Below are 16,256 nucleotides of genomic sequence, written 5' to 3' on the forward strand. Positions count from 1 at the left end.
CTCGCCCCCACGCTCCCCCCAATGCGGGGCGCAGGACGACGGGGACGCGACGCCGCGAGGCGGCGGCGGTACACTCGCCGCGTGGAGCGCCGGCCGGTGATCCTGGTCGCGGGGACGGACGGGGAGGTCGTCGCCGCAGAACTCGCTCGCCGCTACGCGGCCGACTACGAGGTGCGTTCCGCGCGGGATGCCACGGCCGCACGGGCGGCCCTCGACGAGCTCGAGGCATCCGGCAGCGCGCTCGCCCTCGTGATCGCCGGCACGGGCGGGGCCGACGACGACCCGTCGGCGCTCTTCGCCGACGCCCGCCGGCGCTTCCCCGACGCCCGGCGGACCGCGGTGGTCGCGTGGGGCGCCTGGGGCGACGAGCGGATCGCGGCGTCGCTCCTCGACCTGATGGCGCGCGGGGCGATGGACGGCTACCTCGTCGTGCCCTCGGCGCGACCCGACGAGTCGTTCCACAAGGGCGTGACCGACCTGCTGCGGGGCTGGGCGCGTGCCGCGGGCGTCGACCGACCCGGCTTCACCGTCGTCGCCGATCCGGCCTCGCCCCGTACGCACGCGCTGCGCGCGCGGATCGCCCGCACCGGCGCGCACGTGCGGGATCTCGCTCCCGACGATCCGGCCGCGGCCGCGCTGCTGGCGGCCGCAGGTGCCGGCTCGCCGCGCGTGCCCGTCGTCGCCGCCCACGACGGCGCGATCCTCGTCGACCCCGACGACCTCGAGCTCGCGCGCGCCGGCGGCCTGACGACGGACCTGCCCGATCGGGTGGTCGACGTCGTCGTCGTCGGGGCGGGGCCGGCCGGGCTCGCCGCCGCGGTGTACGCCGCGAGCGAGGGCCTCGACACGCTGGTGCTCGAGCCGGCGTCGATCGGCGGGCAGGCGGGTTCGAGCTCGCTGATCCGCAACTACCTCGGCTTCGCGCACGGCGTCACCGGCGCCGACCTCGCGCTGAACGCGTACCGGCAGGCCTGGCTGTTCGGCGCGCGCTTCGCGCACGCGCGCCGCGCGACGGGGCTGGCCGTCCTCGACGGCGGCAGCGCCGGCAGCGGCGGCACGCGCGCCGGCACGGGCCCCGCCGCCTTCCGCCTCGCGGTCGACGACGCGCACGTCGACGCCCGGTCGGTCGTGCTCGCGACCGGCGTCGACTACCGGCGGCTCGCGGTGCCCGCCCTCGACGCCTTCGTCGGCGTCAGCGTGTTCTACGGCGCGAGCTCGGTCGAGGCGCAGGCGCAGTCGGGCCGCGACGTGCTCGTGGTCGGCGGGGGCAACTCCGCGGGGCAGGCGGCGCTGCACCTGGCCCGGTTCGCCCGCTCGGTGTCGCTCGTCGTGCGCGGCGCGCACCTGGCCGACAGCATGTCGCAGTACCTCGTCGCCGAGCTGGCGGCCGCGGGCGTCGCGATCGTCACCGGATCGCGCCTCGCCGACGCCGCCGCCGACCCCGCCGACGGACGGCTCGCGACCGTCGTGCTCGCCCACGACGACGGCAGCCGGGTCGAGGTGCCCGCGGCCGCCGTGTTCATCACCATCGGCGCGCGTCCGCGTACCGACTGGGTCGGCGACGCCGTGCGCCGCGACCGGTGGGGCTCGGTGCTGACCGGCGAGGACGCCCTCGCCGACGGCCTGGACGGCGTGGCGCCGATCGCCGACGCGGTGCGCGCGGCGTGGCCCGACGGGCGCGTCCCCGAACCGCTCGAGACCTCGCTGCCCGGATGCTTCGCCGCCGGCGACGTGCGCCGGGCCTCGATCAAGCGGGTCGCCGCGGCCGTGGGCGAGGGGTCGGCGGTCGTGTCATCCGTGCACCGCCACCTCGGGCCGCACGTGGGCGGCTGACCGAGCCGCCGCCGCGGGCCGCTGCGATGGCCTTCGACCGCTCAGGCCGACTGCACCCGCTCGAGCTCCGCGTACCGGCCGCCCCGGGCGATGAGCTGGTCGTGCGACCCGACCTCCACCACGCGGCCGTGCTCCAGCACGACGATGCGGTCGGCCGACCGGATCGTCGACAGCCGGTGCGCGACGACGAGCGTGGTGCGCCCGCGCATGAGGTGCTCGAGCGCGACCTTGATCTTCGCCTCGCTCTCGGGGTCGAGCGCGCTCGTGGCCTCGTCGAGCAGCAGGATGCGCGGGTCGCGCACGAGCGCGCGGGCGATCGACAGGCGCTGCCGCTGCCCGCCCGAGAGCCGCGCGCCGCGTTCGCCGACGACCGTGTCCCAGCCCTGCGGCTGCGCCTCGACGATCTCGAGCGCGTTCGCGTCGCGCAGGGCGGCGAGCACGCGGTCGTCGTCGACCTCGCCGAGCCCGTAGGTGATGTTGTCGCGGATGGATCCCTCGAACAGCACCGACTCCTGGGGCACGACCGACACGAACCGGCGCACGGTGCGCAGGTCGAGCTCCTCCATGTCGACGCCGTCGAGCCGGACCCGCCCGCCCGTCGGGCGCACGAACCCGAGCACGAGGTTGAGCAGCGTCGACTTGCCCGACCCGCTGGAGCCGACGAACGCGACCGTCTCCCCCGGCCGGATCGCGAGGTCGACGCCGTCGAGCGCGGGCGCCTCGGCGTCGGGGTAGCGGAACCGCACCGCGTCGAGGTCGAGCGCGCCCTCGACCCGGTCGACGGCCCGCTTGCCCGCGTTGCGCTCGAGGTCGGGGTCCTGCAGCACCTCGGCGATGGAGCGCACCGACTCGGTGCCGCGTGCGACGATCGGCAGCAGCATGAGCAGGTTCGTCGCCGACCCGGTGAGCAGCGCGAAGTAGGAGCTCAGCAGCACGACCTGGCCGGGGGTGATGGGCAGGATCCCGGTCAGCGAGACCCACGCGGCGAGCACGAGGCATCCGACGCCCAGCAGCTGCAGGCTCACCCACGACAGCGACGCGAAGCGGCCGTTCAGCAGGTCGAGCTGGAACCCGGCGCTGCGCACGCCCTCGGCGCCGCGGGCGACGCGGTCGACCGCGACCGCCTCGAGCCCGTGCGCGCGGGTGATCGGCAGCAGGGTCGCCATCTCGCCGACCCGCGCCGAGAACTGCTCGACCTCGCGGCGGAACTCCTCGTTCCGTGCACGCGAGCGCCGGTTCAGGATGGCCCGGAGCATCACGGCGAGCGGGATCGCCAGGGCGTACACGGGCAGGAACGCCGGCACGTTGATCGCGGTCATCACGACGGCGCCGAGGAGCACCATGGTCGCGCTCAGCAGCGGGTGCGCGGTCTGCTGCAGCATGACCTCGACGTTCTCGGCGTCGCGGACGACCTTGGTCTGCACGACCGCCGAGTTCGCTCGGGAGTGGAAGCCGATCGACAGCGACTGCAGCCGGGCGGCGAGCGCGTTGCGAAGGTCGGCGCCGATCGAGCGGACGGCGCCCATGAACAGCCGCGTGTACGCGACGTGGTTCGGGTAGTTCTGCACGAGCGCGACGACCGCGAGGCCGGCCCAGAACCACAGCGTCGACATCGGCCCGCCGGCGACGACGACGTCGATGACCCCGGCGGTGATGACCGGGAGGAGCCACAGCGGGGTGTCCTTCAGGGCGAAGAACGCGACGGCGCCGGCGACGCGGCGGCGATGCATCCCGAGCAGCCGCCACACCGAGCGCGTGGGGTGCCGTCCGTCGATGGCGCGTGCGACGCGGGCTTCATTGGAAAGCGCTTCCCGGCTCATGGTTCGATTCTCCACCAATCCGGCCGCCACGGCATCCCCGCAGGCTCGATGACTACGCTGGATCGGTGTCGTTCGATCTCCACCGCGCCCCTGCCGACCGCCTCGCCACCGACGCACTCGCCGCTCGCGGCCTCGAGTACCGACTCGTCGAGCCATCCGATCGCGCGGCCCTCCTCGGCTGGATCGAGGCCGACAACCGCGGCTTCCACCACCCGCGCCCGACCCCGCAGCAGATCGAGTTCGAGCAGCGCACCTTCCGCGACCGCCGGGTCGAGGGCGTCTACGACCGCGCGAGCGCCACGCCCGGCATCCCCGTCGCGACCGTCTCGGGCTGGCCCACCGGCCTCAGCGTGCCTGGCGGCCGCAGCATCGACGCCTGGGCGGTGTCGAGCGTCACCGTCGCCCCGACTCATCGCCGCCGCGGCATCGCCCGCGCGCTCATGGAGGCGCAGCTGCGCAGCGCGATCGAGGCCGGCGCCGCGGTCGCCGTGCTCACCGCGACCGAGGCCACCATCTACGGCCGCTTCGGGTACGCCCCGGCCACCCGCGCGGCGTCGATCCGCATCGACCGGCGACGCGCGCACTGGAGCGGGGCGGATGTCCCGGGCCGCGTCCACGCCGTCGATCCCGCCGCGCTGATCGACCAGGCCCCCGCCATCGCCCGGCGTGCCGTGGCGCGGACGCCCGGCGAGATCGACCGCTGGCCGTCGCTGTTCGAGCGGGTGCTCGGCACCGCCGACCCCGACTCCGAGCACTCGCGCGGCGTGCGCGCCCTCCGCTACGACGACGAGCGCGGCCAGGCGCAGGGCTTCGCGACCTACCGGGTGACGCGCGAGCCCGACCGCCCCGGCACCCTGCACGTGAGCTTCCTCGCCGCGGCGACCGACGACGCCGAGCGGGGCCTCTGGCGCGCGCTCGTCGAGCACGACTTCATCTCGGCGGTGCAGGCGCACCTCCGCTCGGTCGAGGAGCCGCTGCCCTGGCTCCTCGAGGACCCGCGCGCGGTCGAGGTCGACGCGATCGCCGACCACCTCTGGGTGCGCGTGCTCGACCCGGTCGCGGCCCTCGCCGGACGACGCTTCGGCGGCGCCGGCACCCTCACGCTCGAGGTCACCGATCCGCTCGGCCACGCGGCCGGCACGTACGAGATCGACGCGTCGGCCGACGGCCGCGCCGAGGTGCGCCGGGTCGAGGGCGGCGGTGCGGATGCCCCGTGGCCGGCGGACGTCCCGGCCGTCGGGTCCCGTCGGGCGGCCTCCGGCCGCGACGGCGGCTCGCGCCGCAGCCGCCAGTCGAACGGGCTCGCCCTCGGGGTGCAGGAGCTCGGCGCGATCCTGCTCGGCGGGGTGCGCCCCTCGACGCTCGGACGGGCCGGGCGCATCGCCGAGCACTCGCGCGGCTCGTTCGCGATCGCCGACCGGCTCTTCGCCGCCGAGCGCGAGCCGCTGCTGTCGATCTGGTTCTGAGCGGGCCGGCCCGTCCGCCTCACCCCCTCCCGTCGCCCCACGATGTCGCCCATTCGGCGCACCTGGGGGTCGCCGCGGCACCACCTCCGCGACATCGCGGGGCGATGTCGCCCATATGGCGCACCTCGGGAAGCGCGGGTCGCAGTTCGTGCGACGTCGTGGGCGCGCGGCACGGTGCCGGCTCACGATGCCGGTGAAACGATCTGAATTGTCGGAGACGGAAACAAACTCCACCAGACGGTTTCGTTCGCCGAGGCATCCGGGAAAGCCCTCTCCCCTGTGTTTCCGCGCCTCTTTCGCTTACTGACCCGTAAGTAAGTTATGTGACCGTTATCAAATGGCTCTTTCGGCTCACCCTGCCCAGCAGCATGATTGCCCTTGCCGCTGTCGATGATGACGGCGGAACCCTGAGGGGTCGACCTCACCTGATGAAGGGGAGAGCCGTGAAGAAGGCTTCATTGGTCTCTGCTGCCGCACTCGCCGGCGTTTCGGCGCTGCTGCTCGCAGCCTGTTCCAGCACCGGTGGCACCGACGACGGCGGCAGCGCCGAAGCGACTGCCGGCCGCGCGTGCGTGATCCTTCCCGATGCGGCCTCGTCGCCGCGCTGGGAGAACAACGACCGCCCGTACCTCGAGGAGGGCCTCACCGCGGCCGGCTTCGAGACGGACATCCAGAACGCGCAGGGCGACACGAACAAGTACGCCACGATCGCCGACCAGCAGCTCAGCAAGGGCTGCGGCGTGATGCTGCTCGTCGACTACAACGGCGCCGGCGCGGCCGTCGCCGAGAAGGCGAAGGGCGAGGGCATCCCCGTCATCGCCTACGACCGTCCGATCGAGGGCGCCGACTACTACGTGTCGTTCGACAACGTGCAGGTCGGCAAGCTCGAGGGCCAGTCGATCGTCGACGGCCTGAAGGCCGCCGGCAAGGACCCGGCCACGGCGAAGGTCGTCTACATGGGCGGCGACCCGACCGACGGCAACGCCGCGATGTTCCACGACGGCGCCGTCGAGGTCATGGAGGCCGCGGGCATCGTCCCGGCCGCCGAGCCGCCGGGGGTCTGGGACGGCGAGAAGTCCGCGACGAACTTCGAGCAGGCGCTGACCTCGCTCGGCGGCACCGTCGACGCGGTCTGGGTCGCCAACGACACGAACGCCGCGGGCGTCATCACGGTCCTCGACAAGAACGGCCTCACCGTTCCGGTCTCGGGCCAGGACGCCTCGGTCGCGGGCCTGCAGAACGTCCTGCTCGGCAAGCAGACCGCCACGGTCTACAAGCCGATCAAGCTCGAGGCGGACGCCGCGGTCGACCTGGCCGTCAGCCTGCTGAACGGCGAGACCCCGACCGCCGACCAGGAGCTCGAGGACGGCACCCCGTACATCGCGGTCACCCCGATCCTGGTGGGCCCGGAGCAGGTGTCGCAGGTCATCGACGCCGGTGACGCGGACGCCGCCGAGGTCTGCGACGGCGACGTCGCGCCGAAGTGCGAGGAGTACGGCATCAGCGTCGGCTGATCCATCCGCAGCGCGGGGCCTCGGGCCGCAAGGTCCGGGCCCCGCGCCCGTTCCACCGTCGGTTCCCCGGTGCCACACTGGGAGCCGACAGCGTCGTCCTGAAAGGAACCCGGCATGGATGTGCCACTCATCGAGCTGAGCGGGGTCGTCAAGAGCTTCGGCCCCGTCAGCGTGCTCAAGGGGGTGGACCTCAAGGCCTACCCCGGCAAGGTCACCGCCCTCGTCGGCGACAACGGCGCCGGCAAGTCCACCCTGATCAAGGGCCTCGCCGGCGTGCAGCCGTACGACGACGGCGTCGTGCGGTTCGACGGCGAGGAGGTCGTGCTGCACACCCCCCGCGAGGCGTCCCGGCTCGGGATCGAGGTCGTCTACCAGGACCTCGCCCTGTGCGACAACCTCGACATCGTGCAGAACATGTTCCTCGGCCGCGAGGAGACCGGCTTCGGCACGTTCGACGAGGGCCGCATGGAGCGCGAGGCATCCGACACGCTCCGCTCCCTGTCGGTGCGCACCGTGAAGAGCGTCCGCCAGAAGGTGTCGAGCCTGTCGGGCGGCCAGCGGCAGACCGTCGCGATCGCCCGTGCCGTGCTGAAGAAGGCCCGCCTCGTCATCCTCGACGAGCCCACCGCCGCCCTCGGCGTCGCGCAGACCGAGCAGGTGCTCCAACTGGTGAAGCGCCTCGCCGAGCAGGGCGTCGCGGTCATCATCATCAGCCACAACCTGGCCGACGTGTTCGAGGTCGCCGACCACATCAGCGTGCTCTACCTGGGCCAGATGGTCGCCCAGCTCGAGACCGCCGAGACCACCCGCGACGAGGTCGTCGGCTACATCACCGGCACCAAGGTCGAGGGGGGTGCGGCGGCATGAGCACGAGCGAAGCGCAGCGCACGAACGCGTCCCCCGACCCGATCTCGGGCGACCTGATCGGCTCCGGCGTCGAGGGCGGCGTCGGCGACCAGGTACGCGCCTGGCTGCAGCGGGTCCGCGGCGGCGAGATGGGCGCCCTGCCCGCCATCGGCGGGTTCATCGTGCTCAGCATCCTGTTCTCGATCCTGAGCCCGTTCTTCCTCACCGAGCGCAACTTCGCGAACCTGATGACGCAGGCCGCGACGCTCGTCATGCTCGGCATGGCGCTCGTGTTCGTGATCCTGCTCGGCGAGATCGACCTGTCTGCGGGCGTGACCGCGGGCGTCACGATGTGCATCTTCATCGTGCTGGTCAACGTGCAGGGCTTCAACTGGATCGTCGCCCTCGCGATCGCGTTCGCGACGGGCCTGCTCATCGGCACGTTCATCGGGTTCTTCGTGGCGAGGGTCGGCATCCCGTCGTTCGTCGTGACCCTGGGCCTGTTCCTCGGCCTCCAGGGCCTGGAGCTGATGATCATCGGCTCCGGCGGCCTGTACCGGGTGCAGATCCCCGAGATCCTCGCCATCCAGAACGCCAACCTGCCGGTCTGGGCCGGCTGGGCGATGCTCGCGATCATGATCGCGATCTCGGCGACGACCTCGTTCTGGGACCGCGCCCGCCGCGCCCGCGCCGGCGTGCCGAACCGGGCGATCGCGCTCGTCTGGATCAAGCTCGGCGTCATCGCGGTGCTCGGCGGCGTCGCGGTCTACATCCTGAACCAGGACCGCGGGCAGTCGATCAAGGCCGTGCAGGGCGTGCCCATCGTCGTGCCGATCGTGCTGCTGATCCTGTGGCTCGGCACGTTCGTGCTCGACCGCACGCGGTACGGCCGCTACATCTACGCGATCGGCGGCAACGCCGAGGCCGCCCGCCGTGCGGGCGTGAAGGTCGTCCTCATCCGCTGGACGGCGTTCATCGTCTGCTCCGGCCTGGCGGTCGTCGCGGGCCTGTTCTCGATCAGCAAGGTCGGCTCGGTCGATGCCGCCGCCGGACGCGACCTCGTCCTGTCCGGCGTCGCGGCCGCGGTCGTCGGCGGCGTCAGCCTCTTCGGCGGTCGCGGGCGCCTCCTCCACGCCGCGATCGGTGCGCTCGTGATCGCGGTCATCACCAACGGCCTCGGCCTGCTCAACCTCCCGGCCGGCGTGAACTACGCCGTCACCGGCGGCGTGCTCATCCTCGCCGCGACCGTCGACGCGCTCTCCCGAGTGCGGGCGGGCGGCGCGATCAGGACCTGACCCCGCCGCACGACGCGAACGGATGCCACGGGCCCGCGCCCGTGGCATCCGTCGTCTGCGACCACCCGAGGCCCCCACCGCTCAGGGCCTGCACTGAAATCCCGCCCGCATGGCCCGCAGCCCTTGAGGGCGCCCGGTCGCGCGCGTAGCGTCGCGCCCGTCAACACCACCGACGACCGGCTGGCGATGCGTTCCCCCGACGCACCCGAATCGCGCCCATCACGGCAGGCCAGATTCAGCAGCGGAGGAACCATCATGCAACACGCACGCGCGCACTCGATCGTGCCGCAGTCGGTGCCGCATTCCCGGAGCCACGAGGGCCGGTTCGGCCGGCTCTTCGGGCGCGGCTTCACGACCTGGGAGCCGCCCGGTCCGGGCGACCTCGAGAAGCAGGTCGCCATCCACGACTTCGCCGTGAACGAGATGTTCACCGACGACGAGCCGCCGGACTCGGCGACCCCCGTCGGCTACACCTACTTCGGGCAGTTCGTCGACCACGACATCACGTTCGACCCGCAGTCCTCGTTGACGCGGCACAACGACCCCGACGGGCTGCAGAGCTTCCGGTCGCCGCGCCTCGACCTCGACAGCCTCTACGGGCGCGGGCCCGACGACCAGCCGTACCTCTACGACCAGCAGCGCACGCTGCACGACGGGTTCGCGGGGTTCCTGCGGATCGGTCGCGGGCAGGCGACGTCGTTCGTCGAACCCGACCTGCAGCGCAACGCCGACGGCGTCGCCGTGATCGGCGATCCGCGCAACGACGAGAACGTCATCGTCAGCCAGTTGCAGCTCGCGTTCATCCAGTTGCACAACGCGATCCTGCAGAAGCTCGCCGATGCGCCGAGCGGCGCGACGACTCCGGGCCGGAAGCTGTTCCTCGAGGCGCAGCGGATCACCGTCTGGTCGTACCAGTACGTGGTCTGGAACGACTTCGTGTCGAGGATCACCGACCCGGCGATCTTCGCGAAGGCGATCGCGTTCGACGAGGACGGCGGCGACGGCACCGGGCCCCGGTACTCGATCTCGTACGGGTTCGAGGACGTGTACGACTGGTCGGAGAACCCGTTCATCCCGGTCGAGTTCTCGGTCGCGGCGTATCGATTCGGGCACTCGATGATCCGTGCCGGGTACCAGCTCAACTTCCCGCTCCAGGGCGGGGTCGGCCTGCGGTTCGGGAAGCCGATCTTCGTCGCTCCCCCGGTGCCGGCCGCGCACGCGGTCACCGCGGGGCCTGCGGACCTGCGCGGCGGGCGGGCACTGCCGGAGAAGCACACGCTCCAGTGGGACTGGTACTTCGACTTCGCCTCGTCGGTGCGGGGCGGGCCGACGCCGTTCCCGCAGCGGGCGCACAAGATCGACACGCACCTGTCGCGGTCGGTGTTCAACATCCCGGCCGGGCCGGGGGCCTCGAACCCGCTCGCCGAGCTGAACATCAAGCGCGGCTGGCGCATGGAGCTGCCGCCTGCGACCGAGGTCGCGACGGCGCTGCACATCGAGCCGCTCGCGATCGAGCACCCGATGGAGGAGTCGCTCTGGGTCTACATCCTCAAGGAGGCTCAGGTGCAGCACGACGGCGAACGCCTCGGCGCGGTGGGTTCGACCCTCGTCGCCGCGGTGTTCTCCGGGCTCCTTCGCGGCGACCCGTTCTCGTACCTCAACCGGGCGCCGCACTGGTCGCCCGGGAAGGAGCTCATCGACGGGCAACCGGTGTTCCCTGACAAGGTGTCGGACGTGCGGGCCGCCGACCGCGGCGAGCCCGTGAGCCCGGTGTGGGAGCTGATCGACTTGCTCCACGCCGCCGGCGTGCCCGAGGACGTCGCCGGCCTGAACCTGATCTTCGCCCCGCAGGAGGCGGTGGTCACGGTCGACGACTGATCGGGCCGTTCGACGGTCGCGGTCGCGCGATCGACGGATGCCACGACACGACGGATGCCACGGGCCCGCGCCCGTGGCATCCGCCGTACCCGTCCGAGCTGCGCGGCTAGATCGCGTCCTGCCTCGGGAACACGACCTTCTCGATGATGATGATGAGCGACGCGGCGACCGGGATCGCGACCAGGGCGCCGAGCACGCCGCCGAGGGTGCCGCCCGCGACGGCCGCGATGACCACGAGGGCGCCGGGCACCGCGACCGCCTTGTTCATGATGCGCGGGCTCAGCACGTACGCCTCGACCTGCATGTAGACGAGGTAGTAGATGATGGCGGCCAGCGCCGTGATCGGCGACGCGGTGAGGCAGACGAGCGAGATGATGATCGCACCCGTCAGGGTGCCGACCAGCGGCACCAGCGAGCACAGGAACGCGATGAACGCCAGCAGGATCGGCGAGGGCGCGCCGATGATCGACAGGTAGATGAAGCTCAGCGCGCCGTTGATGAGGCCGAGCGAGACCTGCCCCATGACGTACCGGCCGACCGAGCTGGTGATGTCGTCGGTGAGGTCGAGGTAGCCGGCGCGCGACGACGCCGGAACGAACTTCGCCGAGTAGCGCTCCATCGACCGCAGCGACGCCATGAAGTACAGCATCAGGATGAGCACGATGACCACGCCGGTGAACCCGCCGGCGATGCCGGCGCCGACGGCCAGCACGCCGCCGCCGAGGGACGCCAGGTTGGCCGGGTCGCCGAGCCAGTCGGTGGCGTCCTGGATGAGCGTCTCGAGCTGGAAGTCCTCGCCGAGCAGCCCCTGCAGCCAGACCACGATCGGGCTGCCGGCGACGTCCTCCCCGATCTCCTCCCAGTGGTCGATGAGGTACTGGGTCTGCTCGATGATGATCGGCACGATCGTCGCCACGAGCAGCGCGACGACGCCGAGCACCCCGGCGACGATGAGCAGGATCGCGACCCAGCGGGGCATCCAGCGCTCGAGCCAGGTGACGAGCGGGTCGAGGCCGAGGGCCAGGAACAGGGCGAAGACGACGTAGAGGATCACCGTCGACAGCTGCCCGACGACCCCGCCGAGCAGCAGCGCGACGAGCACGCCGAGCGTGCCGATGAAGCCGATGCGGAAGGCCCGCACCTTCACCTCGGGCGCGCGGCTGTCGCCGTCGCTGGTGAGCTCCGCCGCGGGCGGAGGCTCGGGCGGGGTCGGGAGCGGACGACGCGGCCTGATGCGGGCGGTCCTGCGGATGGCGGCCATACGAGGACGCTACTTGCGCCCGACCCCCGGACGCCAGAGCCGACCGGCGCGGCGGTCCGAAGTGCCGTGCGCTCCCGTCCGCCCGCCGTCACGGCGGCGGCGCTTCGAGTCGGCCATCGAGGCGAGCAGGTCGCGCATGGCGATGGCGACGTCGTGCGCCGTCGGGCGCTCGGCGGGGTCGTCCGCGGTCATCGACCCGAGTACCTCGCACCACTCCTCGCTGAGCTCCTCGGGCAGCTCGGGCGCACGCTGCAATCGCGCGAGCGCGGCCTCGACGGGGGTGCCGGTGTACTCCCGCTCGCCCTTCAGCGACTCGAGCAGCACCAGGCCGAGCGAGTAGACGTCGCTCGGCGGGCCGACCTCGTCGCCGCGCGCCTGCTCCGGCGAGATGTAGGCGGCGGTGCCCATGATGGTGCCGTCGCCGGTCAGGCGGGAGCCGTCGACGTACTGCGCGACGCCGAAGTCGGCGAGCTTCGCGACGACGCTGTAGCCGAGCGCCGGCTCCTCGCCGAGCAGGATGTTCTCGGGCTTCACGTCGCGGTGCACGACGCCGCGGCTGTGCACGTAGCCGAGCGCGTCGGCCATCTGCGCGCCGACGTCGGCGACCTGGCGGGGCTTCAGCGGCCCGCGCGCGATCCGGTGGGCGAGCGACCGGCCGGTCACGTACTCCATCACGATGAACCGACGGGGCATGGCGTCGGCGCCGGCGAACCCGGCGTCGTGCACGGCGACGAGGCCGGGGTGGTTGAGTTCGGCGAGGAGGGTGAGCTCGCGTTCGCGGCGGGCCCGGTCGGCGACCGTCTCCTGGTCGGCGCGGAAGACCTTGACGGCGACGTCGCGGCCGAGGCGGGTGTCGCGGGCGAGGTACACGTCGGCCATGCCGCCGGAGCCGATGAGCCGGCTCACGTCGTACCGGCCGGTGGACACGGGCGCGGGACGCGGGTCGGGCATGCCCGGCGTCCAGTCCGGGTCGGCGCTGCCTCGGAACGGAGCGGTGGGCGGCAGTGCGGCGCCCGCGGGAACATCGCGGTCGATCACGGATCCTCCTGGGACGGACATTCCGGGTGGGTACGCCCGGCCGTTGCATCGAGATCACCATGCGTGGGTCGAGTGTATGGAGCGGGGTCGGGCGGTATCGGGCCCTTGCGGGGCGACGTTCCGCCTGCTAGCGCCGGTCGAGCGACGCGGCCCGCACGACCTCCTGCTCGAGCGTGCGCACCCAGCGGTGGCGGTCGCGCCGGAACTCGGCGCGGGTCGCGAACCGGTAGTGGTAGGCGCGGGCCCGCACGTAGCGGGGCGGCTCCCCCGCGAAGGGGTCGTGAGCGAGCAGGCGCAGGGTCGGGGCATCCGCCTCGAGGAGGCGCACGATGAGCTGCTCGAACCACGGCTCCCACATGCGGCCGAGCGGGAGGAACCACATCAGCCAGTCCAGCCGCAGGTGGTACGGCGCCCACTGCCGCGGGATCGCGCGCAGGTCGCCCGGCTTGCCCTTGAAGCCGTACTCCCGCCACTCGGCGTCTGGGCCGGTGGGGTGCTCGTCGAGCGTGCCCTCCACGACGATCTCGATGCGGCGCTTCGTGACCGTGCCGAACGCGCCGTAGGCGTTGCCGAGCAGGAAGCGGTTGAAGCCCGCGTTCATCAGCTGCCGCCGCGACAGCAGGTTGCGCAGCGGCTCCCACGCGAGCACGAGGAAGAGCACGGATGCCCCGAGCACGACGAGGGCCCACCACCACGGGATGTCCGTGGCCGCCGCGCCGAGGTCGGCGGGGGTGGCCGGGATCGCCCAGTGCCACGCGGAGTCGGTGATCGCCGAGGCCGCGAGCACGACGGTGATCCAGTTGAGCCAGGCGAAGTTGCCGGTGGCGATGAGCCAGAACTGGGTGAGGATGATCACCACCGCGGCGGCCGACCCGACCGGGCCGGGCACGAACAGCAGGAACGGCACGCCGAGCTGGGCGACGTGGTTGCCGACGACCTCGACGCGGTGGAACCACGGCGGCAGCAGGTGCGCCTGCCGGCTCAGCGGCCCCGGCATGGGCTGCGTCTCGTGGTGGTACATGAGCGCGGTGAGGTCGCGCCACTCCCGCCCGCCGCGGATCTTGATCATGCCGGCGCCGAACTCGAGGCGGAACACGAGCCACCAGACGGCGACGAGGAGCGGCCACGGCGGCGGCTCGTGCGCCGACCCGACGAACGCGACGGTGAACAGCGCCTCGCAGAGCAGCATCTCCCAGCCGAACCCGTAGAACGTCTGGCCGACGTGCACGATCGACAGGTAGAGCACCCACAGCACGAGGAAGACGGCGAGCGGCACCACGGGCGGCCCCAGCTGCGGGAGGCCCGCGACGACGGATGCCCCGAGCAGCATGCCCGTCCACGCGACGACGACGAGGCGCCGGTCGGTGTACCGCCACCAGCGGAAGATCGTCGGTCCGCGGGCGAGGCCCTTCGTCACCCGGAGGAGCACCGGCACGGGCAGCAGCCCGTGCTCGCCGAGGAGCGGCCGGAACTGGTTCAGCGTGGACCAGAACGCGATCACCGCGAGGGCGGCGACCCCGCGCTGGAGCACGTGGCGGGCGATCTCGTAGTCGTCCGCGTCGAGCCAGCCGAACCACGCCGCCGGGTCCACGCCGCAAGGCTAGTCCGGCCCGACGACCGCGGCGACGGGGTCGAGCGCTACGGGGAGACCTGGTACCGCCAGGGCAGTCCGTCCATCAGGAGCCGGTGCCGCCCGGCACCCCCGCCGTCCGGCGGGCCGACGGGCACGCCCTCGGCCGCCGCGTCGAGGTACGCGGCGTCCTCCTCCCACACGATCGTGCGACGGCCGTCGATGAACCGCGACCGGTACGGCCGCACCGTGCCGGCCCGCAGCTCGGCGAGGGCCGTGTCGACGCTCTCGGCCCGGGCCAGCCCGTGCAGCGTGACCCACGTCGGCGGCCAGAGGATCATCTGGCCGCGCGCGTGCCGTGCGAGGGCGTCGCAGGGCCGGATCCACTCGAGCGCGACGACCTCGTCTGGCGCGGGGCGCAGCTCGCCGTCGGGCACGCGCAGGGCGAAGAACGTGGTGACGAGCGGCTTGGGCGCGCCCTCGGGCGGCGTCCAGCGGGAGAACGGCACGAGTTCGCCCGGGTCGAGCGCGAGGCCGACCTCCTCGCGGGTCTCGCGGACGGCGGCGCGGCGCACGGCGTCCTCGTCGCCGGGTCCGCCGGGCGCGCCCGCGACGTCGTCGGGGTCGACCGCGCCGCCGGGGAACACCCAGGCGCCGGCGAAGGAGCCTCGGTCGTGGGGGCGTTCGGCGAGGAGCACCTCGACGCCGAGCTCGCCGTCGCGGAGCAGGACGACGGTGGCGGCGGATCCGGGGGTGGTGGTCAGGGGCATGGCAGGGGGCGGAACCTGAACGTCGCTGTTCATGGTGTTCAGGGTAGGCCGGGCGCGCGCGGGTCTCCACCCCCGGTGCGGGCTACACTGCCGCGCATGGGCAGCGCCGACGAGACCGTTCCGAGCACGCCGCGACCGGGCGAGCAGGTGGCGCCGTGGGCCGAGCTCGTGCTCGCGCCGAACCCGGGCCCGATGACCCTCGACGGCACGAACTCGTACGTGCTGCGCGCGCCCGGGGCATCCGGATGCGTCGTGGTCGACCCGGGCCCCCTCGACGACGCGCACCTGGCGCGGCTCGCGGGGGCGCCGGTGGAGCTGATCGTGCTCACGCACCACCATGCCGACCACAGCGAGGCGCTCGCGGCGCTCGCCGAGCTGACGGGCGCCCCGGTGCGCGCGATCGACGCGGCGTGGTGCATCGGCGCCCCGCCCCTGGTCGACGGCGAGCGGCTCGAGGTGGTCGGGCTCGACCTCGAGGTGCTCGCGACTCCCGGCCACACGGCCGATTCCCTGTGCGTGCGGGTGGTCGGCGACGACGACCGCACCCTCGGCGTGCTCACCGGCGACTCGGTGCTCGGGCGCGGCACGACGATCATCGCCGACCCCGACGGGGCGCTCGGCCCCTACCTCGACTCGCTCGCCCGACTTCGCGAGGTGGGCGCGGACGGCTCGGTGCCGGTGCTGCCGGGGCACGGCCCGGTGCTGCCGAACCTCGCCGCGATCTGCGACGCCTACCTCGCGCACCGCGAGGAGCGCCTCGCGCAGGTGCGCGCGGCGCTCGAAGAGATCGGGGCGGATGCCTCGGCCGAGGCCGTGGCCGACGTCGTGTACGGCGACGTCGACCCGGCGGTCAGGTACGCGGCGGAGGCATCCGTGCGGGCCCAGCTGGCGTACCTGCGGGGCTGAGCGGCACCCGGCGGGGCGGACGCGAACGGCCCGCGCCGGCGTGGAGCCGGCACGGGCCG

12 protein-coding genes are annotated in these 16,256 nt (G+C 73.0%); 7 read left to right on the top strand and 5 right to left on the bottom strand.

What is annotated here, in order from left to right:
• Positions 1 to 81 precede the first annotated feature (81 nt).
• Positions 82 to 1,833: an FAD-dependent oxidoreductase gene (locus ACGGZK_RS17980; RefSeq protein ID WP_395243987.1), complete on the top strand. Its 1,752-nt coding sequence runs from the start codon at positions 82 to 84 to the stop codon at positions 1,831 to 1,833.
• Positions 1,834 to 1,874: 41 nt separating this feature from the next.
• On the opposite strand, the gene ACGGZK_RS17985 is transcribed toward ACGGZK_RS17980, so the two are convergent.
• The gene (locus tag ACGGZK_RS17985) at positions 1,875 to 3,653 is read right to left on the bottom strand and encodes an ABC transporter ATP-binding protein (RefSeq protein ID WP_395243988.1); all 1,779 of its coding nucleotides are present in this window, start codon (positions 3,651 to 3,653) and stop codon (positions 1,875 to 1,877) included.
• Positions 3,654 to 3,718: 65 nt separating this feature from the next.
• Between ACGGZK_RS17985 and ACGGZK_RS17990 the strand changes: the two genes are divergently transcribed.
• From ACGGZK_RS17990 to ACGGZK_RS18010, 5 genes are all read left to right on the top strand, one after another.
• Positions 3,719 to 5,119, top strand: a complete 1,401-nt coding sequence (locus ACGGZK_RS17990) for a GNAT family N-acetyltransferase (RefSeq protein ID WP_395243989.1) — start codon at positions 3,719 to 3,721, stop codon at positions 5,117 to 5,119.
• Between the two features lie 443 nt (positions 5,120 to 5,562).
• Positions 5,563 to 6,633 (top strand): sugar ABC transporter substrate-binding protein, encoded by a 1,071-nt coding sequence (locus ACGGZK_RS17995; RefSeq protein WP_395243990.1) that lies wholly within the window; start codon positions 5,563 to 5,565, stop codon positions 6,631 to 6,633.
• A gap of 114 nt (positions 6,634 to 6,747) precedes the next feature.
• Positions 6,748 to 7,500: an ATP-binding cassette domain-containing protein gene (locus ACGGZK_RS18000; RefSeq protein WP_395243991.1), complete on the top strand. Its 753-nt coding sequence runs from the start codon at positions 6,748 to 6,750 to the stop codon at positions 7,498 to 7,500.
• On the top strand, positions 7,497 to 8,774 hold the full coding sequence (locus ACGGZK_RS18005) for a sugar ABC transporter permease (protein WP_395243992.1): 1,278 nt from the start codon (positions 7,497 to 7,499) through the stop codon (positions 8,772 to 8,774). Before ACGGZK_RS18000 ends, ACGGZK_RS18005 begins: the two co-directional genes overlap by 4 nt.
• Before the next feature lie 255 nt (positions 8,775 to 9,029).
• Positions 9,030 to 10,652, top strand: coding sequence for a peroxidase family protein (locus ACGGZK_RS18010; RefSeq protein WP_395243993.1), 1,623 nt, complete (start codon positions 9,030 to 9,032; stop codon positions 10,650 to 10,652).
• Between the two features lie 106 nt (positions 10,653 to 10,758).
• On the opposite strand, the gene ACGGZK_RS18015 is transcribed toward ACGGZK_RS18010, so the two are convergent.
• The 4 genes from ACGGZK_RS18015 to ACGGZK_RS18030 form a co-directional block, all read right to left on the bottom strand.
• A complete protein-coding gene (locus ACGGZK_RS18015; RefSeq protein ID WP_395243994.1) occupies positions 10,759 to 11,913 on the bottom strand; it encodes an AI-2E family transporter in 1,155 nt (384 codons plus the stop codon).
• 9 nt (positions 11,914 to 11,922) lie between these two features.
• Positions 11,923 to 12,951, bottom strand: a complete 1,029-nt coding sequence (locus ACGGZK_RS18020; RefSeq protein ID WP_395243995.1) for a serine/threonine-protein kinase — start codon at positions 12,949 to 12,951, stop codon at positions 11,923 to 11,925.
• Positions 12,952 to 13,078: 127 nt separating this feature from the next.
• Positions 13,079 to 14,542 carry a lipase maturation factor family protein gene (locus tag ACGGZK_RS18025; protein ID WP_395243996.1) on the bottom strand — a complete coding sequence of 488 codons (1,464 nt, stop codon included), beginning with the start codon at positions 14,540 to 14,542 and terminating at the stop codon, positions 13,079 to 13,081.
• 47 nt (positions 14,543 to 14,589) lie between these two features.
• Positions 14,590 to 15,324 (bottom strand): NUDIX hydrolase, encoded by a 735-nt coding sequence (locus ACGGZK_RS18030; RefSeq protein ID WP_395243997.1) that lies wholly within the window; start codon positions 15,322 to 15,324, stop codon positions 14,590 to 14,592.
• Positions 15,325 to 15,387: 63 nt separating this feature from the next.
• Here ACGGZK_RS18030 and ACGGZK_RS18035 point away from each other — a divergent pair, with 63 nt between their 5' ends.
• Complete coding sequence (locus ACGGZK_RS18035; RefSeq protein ID WP_395243998.1) at positions 15,388 to 16,197, top strand: MBL fold metallo-hydrolase; 810 nt, start codon at positions 15,388 to 15,390, stop codon at positions 16,195 to 16,197.
• Positions 16,198 to 16,256 lie beyond the last annotated feature (59 nt).

Origin of the sequence: Agromyces sp. MMS24-K17, from assembly GCF_043950245.1 — a bacterium.
In the GTDB taxonomy this organism is placed as follows: Bacteria; Actinomycetota; Actinomycetes; order Actinomycetales; family Microbacteriaceae; genus Agromyces.

What these genes read in the sequence shown, in the direction of transcription:
- ACGGZK_RS18030 (WP_395243997.1), bottom strand. Translation starts at nt 15,324, where the DNA reads ATGAACAGCGACGTTCAGGTTCCGCCCCCTGCCATGCCCCTGACCACC.
- ACGGZK_RS18015 (WP_395243994.1), bottom strand. Translation starts at nt 11,913, where the DNA reads ATGGCCGCCATCCGCAGGACCGCCCGCATCAGGCCGCGTCGTCCGCTC.
- ACGGZK_RS18000 (WP_395243991.1), top strand. Translation starts at nt 6,748, where the DNA reads ATGGATGTGCCACTCATCGAGCTGAGCGGGGTCGTCAAGAGCTTCGGC.
- ACGGZK_RS18010 (WP_395243993.1), top strand. Translation starts at nt 9,030, where the DNA reads ATGCAACACGCACGCGCGCACTCGATCGTGCCGCAGTCGGTGCCGCAT.
- ACGGZK_RS18005 (WP_395243992.1), top strand. Translation starts at nt 7,497, where the DNA reads ATGAGCACGAGCGAAGCGCAGCGCACGAACGCGTCCCCCGACCCGATC.
- ACGGZK_RS18035 (WP_395243998.1), top strand. Translation starts at nt 15,388, where the DNA reads ATGGGCAGCGCCGACGAGACCGTTCCGAGCACGCCGCGACCGGGCGAG.
- ACGGZK_RS17985 (WP_395243988.1), bottom strand. Translation starts at nt 3,653, where the DNA reads ATGAGCCGGGAAGCGCTTTCCAATGAAGCCCGCGTCGCACGCGCCATC.